16 protein-coding genes are annotated in these 16,507 nt (G+C 45.7%); 12 read left to right on the forward strand and 4 right to left on the reverse strand.

Annotated elements, in window-relative coordinates; translation table 11 throughout:
• Positions 1 to 127: 127 nt before the first annotated feature.
• The 4 genes from ATG71_RS09230 to ATG71_RS09245 all read left to right on the forward strand — a co-directional run bounded on the left by ATG71_RS09230 (position 128) and on the right by ATG71_RS09245 (position 2,317).
• Positions 128 to 649, forward strand: coding sequence for a DUF948 domain-containing protein (locus ATG71_RS09230; protein ID WP_034765684.1), 522 nt, complete (start codon positions 128 to 130; stop codon positions 647 to 649).
• Positions 650 to 665: 16 nt separating this feature from the next.
• On the forward strand, positions 666 to 1,148 hold the full coding sequence (locus ATG71_RS09235; RefSeq protein ID WP_098439329.1) for a YtxH domain-containing protein: 483 nt from the start codon (positions 666 to 668) through the stop codon (positions 1,146 to 1,148).
• Positions 1,149 to 1,270: 122 nt separating this feature from the next.
• Complete coding sequence (ytxJ, locus tag ATG71_RS09240; RefSeq protein WP_098439330.1) at positions 1,271 to 1,585, forward strand: bacillithiol system redox-active protein YtxJ; 315 nt, start codon at positions 1,271 to 1,273, stop codon at positions 1,583 to 1,585.
• A 177-nt stretch (positions 1,586 to 1,762) separates the two neighbouring features.
• On the forward strand, positions 1,763 to 2,317 hold the full coding sequence (locus tag ATG71_RS09245; protein WP_098439331.1) for a YtxH domain-containing protein: 555 nt from the start codon (positions 1,763 to 1,765) through the stop codon (positions 2,315 to 2,317).
• Between the two features lie 46 nt (positions 2,318 to 2,363).
• On the opposite strand, the gene ATG71_RS09250 is transcribed toward ATG71_RS09245, so the two are convergent.
• Positions 2,364 to 4,520, reverse strand: a complete 2,157-nt coding sequence (locus ATG71_RS09250) for a cell division FtsA domain-containing protein (RefSeq protein ID WP_098441775.1) — start codon at positions 4,518 to 4,520, stop codon at positions 2,364 to 2,366.
• 205 nt (positions 4,521 to 4,725) lie between these two features.
• Here ATG71_RS09250 and ATG71_RS09255 point away from each other — a divergent pair, with 205 nt between their 5' ends.
• The 4 genes from ATG71_RS09255 to motS all read left to right on the forward strand — a co-directional run bounded on the left by ATG71_RS09255 (position 4,726) and on the right by motS (position 8,795).
• Positions 4,726 to 5,802, forward strand: coding sequence for a bifunctional 3-deoxy-7-phosphoheptulonate synthase/chorismate mutase (locus ATG71_RS09255; protein WP_098439332.1), 1,077 nt, complete (start codon positions 4,726 to 4,728; stop codon positions 5,800 to 5,802).
• A 401-nt stretch (positions 5,803 to 6,203) separates the two neighbouring features.
• A complete protein-coding gene (gene ccpA, locus ATG71_RS09260; RefSeq protein ID WP_098439333.1) occupies positions 6,204 to 7,202 on the forward strand; it encodes a catabolite control protein A in 999 nt (332 codons plus the stop codon).
• A 59-nt stretch (positions 7,203 to 7,261) separates the two neighbouring features.
• Positions 7,262 to 8,077 carry a flagellar motor protein MotP gene (gene motP / locus ATG71_RS09265; protein ID WP_098439334.1) on the forward strand — a complete coding sequence of 272 codons (816 nt, stop codon included), beginning with the start codon at positions 7,262 to 7,264 and terminating at the stop codon, positions 8,075 to 8,077.
• Positions 8,067 to 8,795, forward strand: coding sequence for a flagellar motor protein MotS (gene motS / locus ATG71_RS09270; RefSeq protein ID WP_098439335.1), 729 nt, complete (start codon positions 8,067 to 8,069; stop codon positions 8,793 to 8,795). Before motP ends, motS begins: the two co-directional genes overlap by 11 nt.
• Positions 8,796 to 8,842: 47 nt before the next feature.
• On the opposite strand, the gene ATG71_RS09275 is transcribed toward motS, so the two are convergent.
• From ATG71_RS09275 to fdhD, 3 genes are read right to left on the reverse strand one after another with little or no spacing between them, the layout of a single operon-like run.
• Entirely contained in the window at positions 8,843 to 9,331 is a 489-nt protein-coding gene (locus ATG71_RS09275; RefSeq protein ID WP_179886501.1) for a helical membrane plugin domain-containing protein, read from the reverse strand.
• Entirely contained in the window at positions 9,324 to 12,269 is a 2,946-nt protein-coding gene (gene fdhF / locus ATG71_RS09280) for a formate dehydrogenase subunit alpha (protein ID WP_098439337.1), read from the reverse strand. The genes ATG71_RS09275 and fdhF overlap by 8 nt, the downstream gene beginning before the upstream one ends.
• Before the next feature lie 39 nt (positions 12,270 to 12,308).
• Positions 12,309 to 13,112, reverse strand: coding sequence for a formate dehydrogenase accessory sulfurtransferase FdhD (fdhD, locus tag ATG71_RS09285; RefSeq protein ID WP_098439338.1), 804 nt, complete (start codon positions 13,110 to 13,112; stop codon positions 12,309 to 12,311).
• Positions 13,113 to 13,445: 333 nt separating this feature from the next.
• Here fdhD and ATG71_RS09290 point away from each other — a divergent pair, with 333 nt between their 5' ends.
• From ATG71_RS09290 to moaD, 4 genes are read left to right on the forward strand one after another with little or no spacing between them, the layout of a single operon-like run.
• Positions 13,446 to 14,459 (forward strand): MoeB/ThiF family adenylyltransferase, encoded by a 1,014-nt coding sequence (locus tag ATG71_RS09290; RefSeq protein ID WP_098439339.1) that lies wholly within the window; start codon positions 13,446 to 13,448, stop codon positions 14,457 to 14,459.
• Positions 14,460 to 14,469: 10 nt separating this feature from the next.
• Positions 14,470 to 15,786, forward strand: coding sequence for a molybdopterin molybdotransferase MoeA (locus tag ATG71_RS09295; RefSeq protein ID WP_098439340.1), 1,317 nt, complete (start codon positions 14,470 to 14,472; stop codon positions 15,784 to 15,786).
• Entirely contained in the window at positions 15,779 to 16,255 is a 477-nt protein-coding gene (locus tag ATG71_RS09300) for a molybdenum cofactor biosynthesis protein MoaE (RefSeq protein ID WP_098439341.1), read from the forward strand. Before ATG71_RS09295 ends, ATG71_RS09300 begins: the two co-directional genes overlap by 8 nt.
• A complete protein-coding gene (gene moaD / locus ATG71_RS09305) occupies positions 16,248 to 16,478 on the forward strand; it encodes a molybdopterin converting factor subunit 1 (RefSeq protein ID WP_098439342.1) in 231 nt (76 codons plus the stop codon). The genes ATG71_RS09300 and moaD overlap by 8 nt, the downstream gene beginning before the upstream one ends.
• Positions 16,479 to 16,507 lie beyond the last annotated feature (29 nt).

Consider the following 16,507-nt stretch of genomic DNA (forward strand, 5'->3'; position numbering starts at 1 on the left):
AATGATAAAACATGAAAAAATATTTATTTTTCATGCAGGAAAAAGCTTTGGGAAGGAAGAAATACTAGTATAATGTTTAATTGTTCATCATAAGGGTAAAGAGTTTCTATACATGGAGGTGTGGCATATGGAAATCATTCTTTATCTAAGCGTAGCTGTCATAGCAGTTGCATTTTTCATTTTGGTTATGAGTTTGATGAAGACTTTGAAGTCCCTGGGTTCTACATTGGACAGTGTCTCGACAACGATGACCGGACTTGAGAGCCAGCTTCAAGGAGTAACAAGAGAGTCTACAGAATTACTACATAAAACAAATTTATTGGCTGAGGATATCCAGAAGAAGTCTGAGGATCTGAACACGGTTGTTTATGCGGTAAGAGATGTAGGGCATTCCATCCAGAACCTTAATAACTCGGTGAAGAAGGTAAGTACTTCCATTTCGACTGAACTGGAGCGCAACCAGGGCAAGATTTCACAGGTGGTTCAATGGGGTAACGCATTTATTGAGTTAAAGGACAAATGGAAACAAAAACAGGAAAAACAGCCAACACAACCTGATGTTGCTGATGTAGCTGTTCCAAACCAAGCATCCAAGGAAGTTCGATCTCGAGAAAAATTAGTTAAAAGAGCAAGATCTTATAACAATTAGAGAGGGGAATTTTTACATGACTCAACAGTACAATCAAAACCAGAACCAAAACCAGACAAATGACAGCAACAACATCAACTCAAAGGATTTCATGATCGGGACACTGATCGGGGGAATCGTGGGAGCGGCAGCAGCCCTTCTAATGGCCCCGAAATCAGGTAAGGATCTTCGTCATGATATCAATGAGAAAACTGTCGTCCTTAAGGAAAAGACAGGACAATGGAAAGACACGGCTGTAGAGAAGAGCAATGAGCTTGCAGCAGTGGCGAAAGAAAAATCTTCTGCCCTAACAAAATCCGTACAAGAACAGTCCAACAATGTGGTTGGGAAACTGAAAACATACCGCTCCAACAATAACGAACTGCAAGAATCAAACGAAGAGCTTCAAGCTGTTTCAGCAGTGGGAACGACACCTGCTGATGAAACGGAAGATGTGAATCAGAAGCTTGAAGAAACGAAGAAAGCCTTTGACGAAACTGAAAAAACGTACAATCAATAATCATTGATTCAAAGGGCGGTGAAGTGATATGATGACTTCACCGTTTTTTTGTTGAAATGAAAAGGTCTATAATTCGCTTTGGATAAGGAAACACTACAATTGTGAAAGGAAGTATGGAACACATGAAAAAGATCGATACCGTCCAGGAGTTTGAACAACTTTCCGAGACAAATCCGCGTTTCTTCTTTATGAAACACAGCCTCACTTGTCCTGTAAGCTCGAATGCCTTTAACGAATACCAGGCATTTTTGAACAAGCATGAAGAGGAAGATGGCTACTATCTGGCCGTACAGGAATCCAGGGAACTCTCCCAGCATATCTCCGAAAAATACGGCATCCGCCACGAATCACCACAAGCCTTCCTCTTCATAGAAGGCAAACCCGGCTGGAATGCATCACACTGGAAAATCACCGAAAGCGAACTGGACAAACTATAAGACAAAGGACTCTGATTACTCAGGGTCCTTTTATTATTCAGAGCGGAAATCAACCACATCTCACTCCTTCAAAATATCATTGAGAAAATTTGGTAATTCCCTCCTTTACGTTTATTTATCCTCTCACAGGGAAGGTAACTTATAAGACTAAAAAATAGATAAATGGAGGAACGATTTATGACACAACCTGTACCTTATCAAACTGGGACAAGAAATAATACGAAAGTGAACGGAAAAAGGAGCGGCAAGTTAGTAAAAGGAATGGTGATGGGAGCCGTCGTAGGTGGAGCCCTTGCCATGCTGGACAAAACAACGAGGAAAAATGTGACATCGAGAACATCAGACATGAAGGACTCTACAATGGGGATGGTTGCCAAGGTGAGAGAGAATCCTTCAGGAATGGTGAATGACTGGCAGGACCGCCTGAAAACAGCGTCCAATGTCTTAAAAGAAGCCATCAACGACGCGCAGAACCTGTACGAAAAGGTGAATGACGATGTGGTGGATCAAGTCAATCAAATCAAGGATGATTCTACTGAAATGATTGCCTCTACGAAAGAAGCGGCAGAAGAATTAAAGGATATCGGCAGTAAGGTGAAAGAAGCGGGAGAAGAAGTGACTGGTGAATCGACTCCGTCACAGCCTGCGACAAGCTCTACTTCCACATCTGAAGATCAGTCCATTCATCCAACGAACCGTACAAGCAGCATTCCGGGTCAAGTTGGATCATAACAACAAAAAAACTGGCATCTGCCAGTTTTTTTGTTGTTTAAATGTATCATCGGGAGGCTTGGGGCCAGATGATTTCAAGTTCGTCACCCTGCTCGATTTCTTCGTAAAATGTCGTTTCGACTCCATTTTTCAAAAGCACAAAGCTTCCGTTCGAATGAGGGGGCATGTTGATTTCCACCGCATTAAATAAGTCCTGAAAGATAAATGAACCCGCATGCTGTTCTTCTATCAGGATGGAATCACCAGGGAATAAACGATCTTCCATGGCGAGCTTGATGCCATTCCGGGTGATGCTGCTGCTTTCTTTCTGAAGATGCAGTTCCTGGCCGTTAAACGTGATCGTGATTGTTTTAGCCACGGTAAACTGTTTCTTGGTAAGAAGTTCTTTCACCGTTGGAGTGAGACCGGGTTTGTATAGGATGACATCCCCATTCTTCACTTTAGATGAGTGTTTCGCTTCGATCCCATTTATCAATAATTTTCCGGAATAGGCCGGGAAGAATGTATCCACTCCGTTGATGGAGATGCGATAAGGCTTGGTACCCTCCATCCATTCGTTGTAGCCAAAATGGATCAACAGGTCCTGGAGGGTATCGATCAATTCAATCAGGATTGAATCCCGGTCACCGATGATCTCTTCCAATCGTGCAGGCTGATTGTTTCTGAAGACAAGAGGGGAGAGAAGATGCGAATTCCCGTCTATGACAATCTGTTTAGATGAAGAGGAATCCACAAGGTCTCCGATCGTTACATGGGGGGATGATCCGTCTTTCCCTTTTTGAACCGAAATCCGGTCATGATTCTGAATCGTTTCATCCAGTGCACACTGGAGGCCGTTTTTTTCGATGAGGGGCGGCTCACCGTGACCACCAGGTAACGTGATGTCCTGTCCGTTGACATTGACAAAGAAGCCCCTGCCAGGTGTGCCATGCCACTTGGTTAATTTTAATCCTGCAGCAAGAAGGCAGTCGACTACCGTCAGATCCTTGACTTCGAATAAGCGGACAGGCTGGTCATTTACATACGCCGTAACATATTGGACAGGGGCCTGCTTCGCTGCAATGGCAATCCCGATCGGCGTGACAAGTTCAGGTCCCTTTGTCACTTCGTCCGATACAGTCACGTTCTGAATCGCGTCCACGCCTCTTACGGCTACCCGATTGGGAGGCAGTTCCAGCGATGAAGCCAGTTGTACCGGGAGCTCGGGTGTCAGGCTGCCTCCCCCTACGAGCATGACGGCCTGCGGCGGCTTCCCGTTGTTCAGGCGGAGGATTTCATTTGAAATCTCGCCGGCGAGCCGGTTCACAGAAGGGGAGATCTTCTCTACCACTTCACGTGACGGGAAACTCGTTTCAAACCCGAGGATATCGGTCACCGTGATCTCTTCTGAAGACTGAAGATCCCGTTTCGCCTGTTCAGCCAAAGGGAAATCAAGCAATAACTCGTTACTGATCGCTTCAGTGATTTCATCACCTGCTGTCGGCACCATCCCATAGGCAATGACTGTGCCCAAATTGGTGATGGCAATATCCGATGTTCCTGCCCCGATATCAACCAGGGCAACGTTCAGCCGGCGCATGGATTCGGGAATGAGCACGTTAATGGCAGCGATCGGCTCAAGTGTCAGGGCTTCCATCTCAAGTCCTGACCGTGTCAGTGCCGCAATCAATGAATCAACGACGACACGTGGCAGGAAGGTCGCAATGATTTCAACGCTTGCTTCATCCCCCTGCTGGTCGATCAGGCTGCCGATCTCCTCGCCATCCAACCGGTAAAAAAGGACGGAGTACCCGACACAATAATAATGATAGCCTTTCGAATCATTCTCATTTTCTGCCGCCATTGCCTGTGCCTGCTGAACTGCGCTAAGCTCCAGATGAAGGATATCGTTTTTCTGAAGAAGGGGTTTTCCCTTGATAGTTGACGTTGATAGGGCCGTTTCTGTTTTCAGTGCGCGTCCTGCAGCTGCGACGCACACTTTATAAAGGGGGCCGTGTTTCTTTTCCAATTGTCCTTTGATGGAGGAGATGACCTCCGAAACAGCAGGTACATCATGTATCTGTCCATCGAGCATGGCCCGTTTCTTATGTTCTTCAATTAATATATCTGAAACTTGAAATATTCCGTCTATTTCTTCCAAAATGATCCCGACAACCGATCGGGTTCCGATGTCTAACGCAAAGATTTTTTGCTTTTTTTTCAATTCGTGCTCACCCACTTTAGCCTAGTCTCATACAATACCAAAATACTTTAGCGCTTAAAAGCGTCTAATTAATAAAGAATTTTATCGTGACATTTTCTATGTGTTCTATTATAATAAGTTTCAATATCAAAAATGTATCATACTTTCTTAAAACTATAACAGTTTTTGCGTATGAACAGGATAAAAAAAGAAAGGGTGCTGTATTGTGAGTAATCAAGAGCTCGATCAATTACGTAAACAAGTAGATGAGATGAACTTAAAACTATTAGACACCATTAATGAACGTGCTAAACTAGTTCAGGAAATCGGTCGTGTCAAGGAGACTCAAGGAGTATACCGCTATGATCCTGTTCGTGAACGAGGAATGCTTGATCTGATTAAAGAAAATAATAATGGTCCATTCGAACATTCGACCATTGAACATATTTTTAAAGAAATCTTCAAAGCCGGTCTGGAACTTCAGAAGGACGATCACCGGAAAGCACTGCTGGTTTCCCGTAAAAAGAAACCGGAAGACACGATCGTCAATATCAATGGAGAAGCCATTGGAGATGGAAAGCCTCATTTCGTCTTCGGTCCATGTGCCGTTGAATCATACGAGCAAGTGGCTGAAGTCGCAAAAGCCGTTAAAGCAAAAGGATTGAAAATGCTTCGTGGCGGAGCGTTCAAACCAAGGACCTCCCCTTATGACTTCCAGGGTCTAGGGATTGAAGGCTTGAAAATCCTTAAAAAAGTGGCGGATGAATATGATTTGGCTGTTGTCAGTGAAATCGTGAATCCAGCTGATATCGAACCGGCACTTGAATACATTGACGTGATCCAGATCGGTGCAAGAAATATGCAAAACTTCGAATTATTAAAAGCAGCCGGAGCCGTGAAAAAGCCCGTATTGCTTAAACGTGGCCTTGCCGCAACGATCGATGAATTCATCAATGCTGCTGAATACATCATCTCTCAAGGGAACGGGGACATCATCCTTTGTGAGCGTGGGATCCGTACGTACGAGAAAGCAACAAGGAACACACTCGACATATCAGCTGTGCCAATCCTTAAGCAGGAGACGCATCTTCCGGTATTCGTGGACGTCACGCACTCTACAGGACGCAGAGATCTGCTGCTTCCGACTGCGAAAGCGGCACTTGCCATCGGCGCGGATGGCGTCATGGCAGAGGTTCATCCGGATCCTGCCGTTGCCTTATCCGACTCGGCTCAGCAAATGGATCTTGATCAATTCGATCATTTCTACAAAGAGGTATTGAAGGGCAGAACGATAGAAGTATAATGAGTGAAGGGCTGAATCCTTTTATCGGGGATTCAGCCTTTTTTAATGGAGGGAAAGAAGTGCTTTGCACCGGATATCAGCGGAATTCGTATTTTATCAGCGAAATCAAGAATATATCAGCGAAACTCCTTTTTTCCTATCTCACCACCTAAAAAATAAACCGACCTTACTCCCCCTCAATATGCTATAATAATCTTTTTGCACAAATGAAAATGTGGACATTGCAGTAATATCAAGACTATCGTATGATTATCTACATAATTGCAGATAAATAACCTATATAACACTAATGTGAACATAAATATGTGCATTTTTTAACAAACTATTGTAATCGCTTTTTTCTTTAGGTTTATTTGGTGTAGAATAAGGTAAATGAGTAGAAGAGTAAAGGAGTGTAAGCTATGAACGTGACAATATATGATGTAGCAAGAGAAGCCAATGTAAGTATGGCGACGGTTTCCAGAGTGGTTAACGGAAATCCGAATGTCAAGCCGGCCACAAGGAAGAAGGTATTAGAGGTCATCGATCGACTCGGCTATCGTCCAAATGCTGTAGCAAGAGGGCTTGCGAGCAAGAAAACGACGACGGTCGGGGTCATCATCCCTGATATCTCAAATATTTTCTATGCAGAACTCGCACGTGGGATTGAAGATATTGCCACCATGTATAAATACAATATCATATTAAGTAACTCGGATCAGAATACCGAGAAGGAACTTCATCTATTGAATACGATGCTTGGGAAGCAAGTGGATGGCATCCTGTTCCTCGGCGGGCATATTTCAGAAGAGCATGTGCAGGAATTCGAACGTTCTCCGGTTCCGATCGTATTGGCCGGTGCCGTTGAAGAAACGAACAAGGTTCCTTCCGTTAACATTGATTATAAGGCGGCGTCCTTTGATGCGGTTACTGACCTTCTTGAGAAGGGACATAAGCGAATCGGCTTTGTAAGCGGTCCTTTCCACGATACGATCAACATGAAGTTCAAGCTTGAAGGTTACAGGGAAGCACTTGCCAAGGCAGGCGTCGAATACAGTGATGACCTGGTTGTAGAAGGTGAGTACACGTATGACTCGGGACTTGAAGCATGGCAGAAGTTCTCAGAGCTATCGGACAAGCCGACAGCCATCTTCGTAGGGAATGATGAAACGGCCCTTGGTGTCGTTCACGGTGCTCAGGATCAGAACGTATCCATCCCGGAAGAAGTGGAAGTCATCAGCTTTGATAACACAAGACTTGCCCTGATGGTCAGACCTCAACTGACGTCCGTTGTCCAGCCTTTATACGATATCGGAGCAGTAGCCATGCGATTATTGACGAAGTACATGAATAAGGAAACGGTTGAAGAATCAACAGTTGTTCTTCCACATCGACTTGAACACCGTAACTCAACAAAGTAAGAAGTTTGTCGATATAAAGGATAAAGACAAACAGAACTTATTTTGTAGGGAGAGTCAAAATGAAAAAGCTTGATGTTCTTACACCAATCGGGGTTGTAGTAGGATTTCTATTCGTTGCATTCGCGATCATTTCGAATGCGGGAGTGACCGGATTCAGTTCTTTCATCGATCTTCCATCCATCTTCGTGGTCATCGGCGGATTGATCGCAGCCATGCTCGTCAGCTTTTCGATCAGGGAACTGAAACAGCTGGGGAAAGTGATGAGAGAATCCTTCCGGGATGTGGAATATGATCTTCATGACTTGATCCGGACGTTTGTGACCCTGTCAGAAAAGGCGAGACGGGAAGGCCTCCTCTCACTTGAGGCAGAGGTGGAAGCGGTCGAGGATCCCTTTATCCGAAAAGGGGTGCTGCTCGCAGTCGATGGAATCGAGCAGGATGTGATCCTCGACATCATGAATGCTGAAATCATTGCATTAGAGGAGCGGCACCGTAAAAATAAGAGTTTATTGGATAAGGCAGGGGAATATGCCCCGGCCTGGGGGATGATCGGAACACTGATCGGTCTCGTCCTGATGTTAAAGAATTTAAATGATCCTGCTTCACTTGGTCCCAATATGGCGATCGCCTTACTGACGACCTTGTATGGATCCCTGCTTGCGAATCTCGTCTTCCTGCCAATGGCTTCTAAGCTTGCGATGAAAACAGAGAAAGAAGTGTTTATGAAACAAATCGTGATCGAAGGTGTCATCGGGGTACAATCCGGTCAAAATCCAAAAATATTGGAAGAAAAATTAAGAGTGTTCTTATCCAATGAGGAATTACAGATGTATTCAGGCAGGAAACAAGAAGGGGCAGCACCAGATGAAGCGTAGACGAAGACCGGCATCTCAGCCTCCGGGGGCTCCAAAATGGATGGTTACGTTTTCTGATCTTATTACTCTTATTCTTGTATTCTTTATTCTATTATTCTCTATGTCACAGATCGATATCGTGAAATTCAGGACCATCGCTGATTCCTTTCAGCAACGGCAGATCCTCGAATTCTATCCTTCTGTCATCCCTTTCGATAACCCGTCGGCAGAACCCGATATGGAATCGGAGGAGTCAAAGAAGAGAGAAGCAGAACAGGACTTAAACGCGTTACTCTCAGATATTCAAAGCTATTTGAAAGAAAACAAATTGAGTGACGTCGTGGTGGCGACCAGATCCGAGCGGGGAGTCGTGCTCGTCCTTCAGGAACAAGCACTGTTTGCTTCAGGTGAAGCAACGGTCCTTCCGGATGCCTATCCGTTTCTGGACAAGGTCGGCGTGCTATTATCGGAAATCCCGAACTTTGTTAAGGTGGAGGGACATACAGATAACCGCCCCATCAATACATATCGCTTCCCGTCAAACTGGGAGCTCTCATCGGCAAGGGCGAGCAGTGTGGTGCGATACTTGATCACAACGGAAGATCTCGATCCAAAGCGGTTCATCGCCGTCGGATATGGGGACACGCGTCCGGTCGCTCCTAATGATAAAGTGGAGAACCTCCAGAAAAACAGGCGTGTCGAAGTGATCATCACGGATCCCGCTTATGAGGAACAATAGATAACAGGCTTCCAACTTTAAAGGTCGGAAGCCTGTTTTTTTTTGTATTATTTCTTATCATTTTTCACCCGGTTTTTACCGATCCCCCTTAAAATATAGATAATGATCGTAATTGTTCGCTGAACGGCCGGGTCCCCAAGGGCTCGGAAAAGTCCGAAGATCCCGGTTCTCTTGGTAGATGGCCTTTCTTTTCCGATATTCAGGTTACGCGTATTCCGGACGCTCAATGTTTCAATCCCTTCCAGATTTAAACTTCCGAGTAATTCAGTCATACGGGCAAGATTATTAAGGATGGCCGCGTTCTGATCCTTATTGGCTTCCTTTGAAAAGTTATACAGGATATCCTCTTGATGGTTCACCATGGCGCTGATGGTATCCAGGTTTCGATTTTCATCCATGTGCTTAATGATGCCGATGACCTTCAAAAGGGAATCTTTATTATCAGCCAGGGCTTCTATCAGTTCATTTAAGTTCTGCTCCTGAATTTTTTCTTTCGGAATCTCGAGGGGAATAATCTTATCAATGGATTTAGCCATTCGTATCAACCTCACTTCCCGGAAAGACATAATCTTCTCGATCCCACTTTCTTTCTACTTCAGGGCCCAATTGCGGATTGCGTGTTGCCCAGCGGTGATTGTTATGAGGGATGGGCGATTTCCCTTTTTTCTCGAGAACTTCCACTTTGGCAGGAACCTCTTTATAAGCAGGTGTATCGGTATCTTTATCAACATTGTTGCTTGTCAAATAATTCACCGCATTTTTACCGTCACTGTTTAAAGTGATATACAATTCCTTATCAAACACTTCCTTCGTCACATGTACCCTTCCAGTGCTGAAACCATTATCATTGGAAAGCTTGATGAGAGCACCTTCTTCAATTTCAAGTTCCTTAGCCATTTTTTCGGACACTTCAAAGAATGGTTCCGGGATTTTGTTTCGGATCCCTTTCGTATGGGAGGTCATATTTCCTTCATGGAAATGTTCAAGCACCCGACCGTTATTCACATGATAATCGTATCCTTTTTGTGCAGGATAATTGTATTCATATTCAAGCGGATAGAATCGGGCTTTTCCGTCATCGAAGTGAAAACCGTCCGTGTAAAGGAGAGGTGTATCCGTCCCATCCTCCTGCACCGGCCATTGCAGACTGTTGAATCCTTCCAATCTATCGTAGTAAACCCCTGCAATCAATGGAGTCAGTGAAGCGGCTTCATCCATGATTTCTGCCGGCGAATGATATCCCCAGTTGAATCCGAGTTTTTCAGCGATACCTGAATAAATCTCCCAGTCTGGTCTTGCTTCCCCTAAAGGCTCGAGTGCCTGATAAATACGCTGGATGCGCCGCTCAGTATTCGTGAAGGTTCCTTCCTTTTCTACACTTGGTACGGCAGGAAGCACCACATCTGCATATTCTGCGGTTTTTGTCAGGAACAGATCCTGGACGACGAAGAATTCAAGCTTCTCAAATGCGTCTGTCACATAGTTGATGTTAGAGTCGACGATTCCCATATCCTCACCGGTGACATACAATCCTTTCAGATTACCTTCGTGGATTTCCTCCACCATTTCGTGGTTGTTCATCCCGATATCTTTAGGAAGCTCTGTTTTCCAGGCCTTTTCGAATTTCGCGCGGATTTCTTCATCCTCCACACTCTGGTAGCCAGGGAAGGTATTCGGCATGCTTCCGAAATCGCTTGCTCCCTGGACGTTATTATGACCACGGAGAGGGTAAGCGCCTGCCCCGGGTTTTCCATAGTTTCCTGTAACCAGCAGGAGGTTCGAGATGGCAGTGGACGTATCAGACCCGATTTGATGCTGGGTAACACCCATTGCCCAGCAGATGGCCGTTGAACCCGCACGGTGGATGTTCTCTGCAACGGCTTTGAGATGTTCCCTGGAAATACCCGTTTTTTCCTCGGCATATTCCATTGTAAAAGGAGCAAGGCTTTGATAATATTCATTGAAATCATTCACTTGTTCGTCGATGAACTCTTTATCATGCCAGTCCTGGTCAATGATGTATTTGGATAGGGCGGAAAGCCATACGAGATCGGTCCCTGGATTCGGATGTAGGAAAAGATCGGCTCTCTGGGCCATTTCATGCTTTCGTAAGTCAGCCACAATCAATTTTTGTCCGAAGAGCTTGTGGGAACGTTTGATTTTGGATGCGAGCACAGGATGGGCATCCGCTGTGTTTGTCCCGACCAGCATGACCAGGTCGGCATGTTCGATATCCTTCATGGAGCCTGCATCGCCACCGTATCCGACTGTCCTGAATAATCCTTTGGTTGCAGGAGACTGGCAATAGCGGGAACAATTATCCACGTTATTCGTTCCAATGACCTGTCTCGCCAACTTTTGCACGAGATAGGACTCCTCATTGGTTGCTTTGGATGAGGCGATGAATCCGAGGGCGTCCGGTCCATTCTTTTCTTTGATTTCCCTGAACTTCTCTGCCACATAATGGAGGGCTTCTTCCCACTCGACTTCCTTGAAATGATCTCCCTCGCGGATCAACGGGCGGGTGAGCCGTTTGTCGCTGTTCACATGGCCGTAGCCGAATTTCCCTTTCACACAGGATGCAATCCCGTTAGCCGGGGCTTCTTCAGTAGGGGACATCTTTAATATATCCCTTCCTTTTGTCCAGACATTGAAGCTGCAGCCTACCCCGCAATACGTACACACGGTTTTGGTTTTCTTGATTTGATCATCCCTCATCTGGGCTTCTGAATCGGAAACAGCGAAAAGGGGACCGTAGCCTGTTTCCACGTTTTTCGTAATATCAATCATCGATCGCAGGAGGCTCGTATTATAGCCTGTCATATACCCCGCTTTTCCGAGCATATCGTTTTCCATGAGGGCGTTGCACGGACATACGGTCACACATTGACCACAGCTGACACAGGAGGACTGATCGATCGGGACATCATTATCCCAGATGACCCGGGGATTCTTACGCTCCCAGTCAATGGACAGTGTTTCATTCACCTCGATATCCTGGCATGCTTCCACGCATTTTCCGCAGAGGATACATTGATCCGGATCATACCGATAGAATTGACCGGAGAAATCTTTCTCATATGGCTTTGGTTCGAATGGTTTCATCTGATGCTCGAGTCCCATCATAGCCACTGTATTATGAAGGGTGCAGTCACCATTGTTTTTCTCACAGACCGTACAGTATAGTTCATGATTTTCGAGAATAGTGTCCATCGCTTTGAATCTGGCCTCTTTCACATGGGAAAGCTCCGTCTGAATATCCATTGCCTCTTGAAGCGGTGTCCCACAGGCTCTCTTCAGTTCCCCATTAATGGAGACAATGCAAGTATCACAGGTTTCGATGCTACCGAGACTTTCCTGGTAACAAACCTGTGGAATTTCTACTTTCCTAAGATTAAGAAATTCCAGGACAGACATACCTGGTTCTGCCTCATATTGAATGCCATTGATGAAAACGGTTACCTTTCCTTCCATTTAAATAACTCCCCCTCTTTATCAATCTTCGTGCTTTTCCTAAATATGTAGCTCTGTACCGGTTATCCTTTCAGGGTGGGTATAGATATTCATTCTGTCACCCCTGATGAATCCAACGGCCGTGATCCCCAGGTCATCTGCGAGTTCCAATGCAAGATTGGTCGGGGCAGACTTGGATAGCAGGATGGCAATCCCCATCTTGGAAATCTTCAGCAGCACCTCAGAAGAGATCCTCCCGCTGAACGCAATGACCTTATCCCTGACTGAAATGTGATTCATGAGGCAATATCCATAGAGCTTATCCAGTGCGTTGTGCCTTCCGATATCCTGATAACATTGGATGATGCCTGTGGTGCTGCAAATCGCTGCATTGTGCATTCCTCCTGTTCTGTGAAAATCCCGGGAATGATCCTGCAGTTCTTGCATGTGGTGAATGGCCATAGGAGCGGTAAGTTCCGTTTTGGCCGTCACCGTTTTGGCTGTGAGCATATCGTTCGTGAAATAAAATTGTCTGCTTTTCCCGCAGCAGGAACCGATAAAACGTTTCGAGGTATTCCTTGCCCTGTCTTCCGGAAGTTTATCGATTTGTACATAGGCGAACCCCTTATCCTGATCGATGGAAAGACGGGTGATTTCGGTGAAGCGCCGAATGATCCCCTCTGAAGCCAAAAAGCCAACCACCAATTCCTCCAGGTTGGAAGGAGAACAGACCATCGTCGCCCATTCTTCCCCATTTAAATGAACGGTCAGCGGGAATTCAGCCGCCACCTCATCCACTTCATCAAAAAAGGCTCCATCTCCATATTTACGGACCGTGCGGGTTAGAATACTTTTATCCTCCAACAGCAAATCCTCCCATTTGAAACTATCATCATTTCATGTTTTCCCTATTAAGTAAGAAAGGAAAACATGAAATGTTTAAAAAAATGAAAAAAATAGTTTCTTATTTTTATATAACCGTATAAACGGCATGGTGTCGGGCATCTGTTTACTGGGGGAAGGTGAAAAAGAGAAATTGATAGAAAGTTATGATCATATACAGGAATATAAACGGTCTCTTTAGGGTAAAAGATAATGTTTCTATGATTTTTGAGAATGCTCTGAAAAAATAGAGTTCGGGGAAGGGAGACCAGCCTTCACTTGAAACGAACAGAGCTTAAAAGGGGTGGAAGCAGAATGAGTGACAGATATTCCCGTCAAATATTGTTCAAACCAATTGGGGAATCCGGGCAGGGAAAGATAGCTGAAAAGCATGTCGTCGTGATCGGGGCGGGGGCGTTGGGGTCTGCCAATGCAGAATCCCTTGTCAGGGCGGGGGTAGGTAGATTGACAATCATTGACCGCGATTATGTGGAGATGAGCAACCTTCATCGTCAGCAATTATATACAGAGAGCGATGCCATGGAGGGGTTACCTAAAGCCGTCGCAGCCAAAAACCGATTGGAAAAGATTCATTCAGGAGTACATATCACTGCCTCGGTGGCAGAAGCTGACGCAGAGTGGCTGTCAAAACACGCTAACGATGCGGATCTGTTGTTGGATTGTACGGATAACTTTGATATTCGGTTTATCATAAATGACATTTCTCTTAAATATCACGTTCCGTGGATATATGGATCCTGTGTCGGGAGCACGGGGATGAGTTATACGATTCTTCCAGGAAAGACGCCTTGCTTGAATTGTCTCACTGGATCCTTTCCGATGTCAGGGGGGACGTGCGATTCTTCCGGTATCATCGCTCCTGTGGTCCAAATGGTAGCGGCCTATCAAACGACGGAAGCACTGAAGATTTTAGTGGAAGATCACGGATCATTGAGAGATGGGGTCATCACCTTCGATCTGTGGGGCAATCAATCCTGTACGATGAACGTATCAAAGGCCAAAAGAGATGACTGCCCTTCCTGTGGTGAAAATCCTGTTTATCCATATCTACAATTCGAAAACCGCATTAAGACAACGGTCCTTTGCGGAAGGGATACAGTGCAGATCAGGTCGCCGCATCATCCACACTCATTACATGAACTGGAACGAAACTTAGAGGGTTTAGGCGAAATGAAGCGGAATCCCTATTTGCTTTCATTTCATTATGAGCCATACAGGATCGTGTTCTTTCATGATGGCCGGACATTCATCCATGGTACCAATGATATGAACGAAGCGAAAAAGATTTATAATCGCTTAATCGGATAGGAGGGAGCAGATGTTGGAACGTCGAACGCCCATTAAGGTAGAAGAAGCCATAGAATGTCTCCTGAAGTATAAAAAGAGAGGCATAAATGAAACCGTGGAAATCGAAAAGGCATCCGGCAGAATCCTTGGGGAAAATCTAGTTGCCGATCATGATGTCCCTCTATTTGACCGGTCCCCATATGATGGGTTTGCCATAAGAGCCGAAGATACGGCAGATGCGTCGAGGGGAAATCCTGTTTCTATGGAAGTGGTTTCTGAAATAGGAGCAGGAAGTGTATACAATCAACCAATAAAAGAGAACCAGGCCGTCAGGATCATGACAGGCGCACCGATTCCCCAGGGAGCGAGCGCAGTAGTCATGCTTGAATTGGTGAAGAACTATGAAGAAAAAGGAAGAGCATACATTACCATTAACCGGCCATATAAGGAGGGGGACAATATTTCCTTCCGTGGGGAGGACACGAAAAAAGGGACGATCCTAGCAGAAAAAGGAACGTACATCAATCCCGGCATCGTGGCGCTCCTGGCCACATTCGGTTATAAGGAAGTACCGGTGAGCAGGAAACCGAAAATAGGAGTCCTGGCGACGGGAAGTGAATTGCTTGAAATAGATGAACCACTCGAACCAGGCAAGATCCGGAATAGCAATTCATACATGGTCCTCTCCCAGATTGAACGGGCAGGGGGCGAAGGGGTCTTCCTCGGCCAATTGAGCGATGACTTTGACCTGTGCTTCGAGCGCGTGAAAAATGCCCTTAAACAGGTGGATTTCCTGATCACGACAGGCGGTGTATCCGTGGGCGATTATGATTACCTTCCGGATATTTATCATAAGCTTGGAGCCAATGTGCTGTTCAATAAAGTGGGAATGCGGCCTGGAAGTGTCACAACCGTAGCAGAGAAGGATGGAAAGCTCCTATTCGGATTATCCGGCAATCCATCTGCCTGTTATGTAGGCTTTGAATTATTTGTAAGACCCATCATTCGGTACTTCTTACACTGCCCCCACCTTTTTGTCAGAAGTGAAGAAGCCATTCTCGGTAAAGATTTTCCTAAACCAAATCCCTTTACCCGGTTTGTCAGGGGGGAAATGACGTATTCAGGCGGAAGCGTGTTTGCCACGCCTACAGGTCTTGATAAATCAGGAGTCGTATCTTCACTGGCTTCTGCCAATGTCCTTATCGTCCTTCCGAGTGGGACAAGGGGATACGAACAGGGAATGCGGGTTCATGTCCTGCTTCTGGACGATCAGCAGGGCAGTGATCAGTTCGGGAACCGTATTTTTAAAAAAGAATCAAGTAAAGAAAGGATGCAGCTCCGTGAATGACGATTTATTTGTGATAACAGATACTCCTATTCATCCAGAAGAAGTTTCTGCGAAAGTGGAAAGCCGGGACGCCGGAGCCGTAACCATTTTTTGCGGCACCGTCCGGGAATGGACGAAAGGAAGAAGAACCCTCTATTTGGAATATCAGGCCTATGAACCAATGGCTGTGAAGAAACTTGAAGAAATCGGGGGGCAGGTCCAAGACAAATGGCCGACTGCGAAAGTGGCGATCACACACCGGGTGGGAAGGCTTGAAATATCCGACGTGGCAGTGGTCATTGCCGTATCATCCCCCCACAGGAAAGCGGCTTATGAAGCCAATGAATACGTGATCGAACAGATAAAGAAAATCGTCCCGATCTGGAAGAAAGAGCACTGGGAAGACGGCGAACAGTGGATAGGAGATCAACTCGGGCAGGTAGAATATCCGGACGGGATACCGATGAAAGGAAGTGGAGCGGATGATTAAGATATTCCTTTTTGCCCATCTGCAGGAAAGGGCAGGTCGACAAGAAGTGACGATCGATAAGGGGGAACTCACCGTAAAAGAGCTGAAGGAACGGCTGATGGACGAGTATCAACTTCCCCTGGATGGCGTCATGGTTGCCGTCAATGAACAATACTCCCTTGAAGATGAAGTGATTTCATCAGGAGACGTCGTGGCCCTCATTCCCCCAGTCAGTGGGGGATAATAGGGGTACCCGCCAGACGATGAAGATAT

It is taken from the genome of Bacillus sp. es.034 (assembly GCF_002563655.1).
GTDB lineage: Bacteria > Bacillota > Bacilli > Bacillales > Bacillaceae_B > Rossellomorea.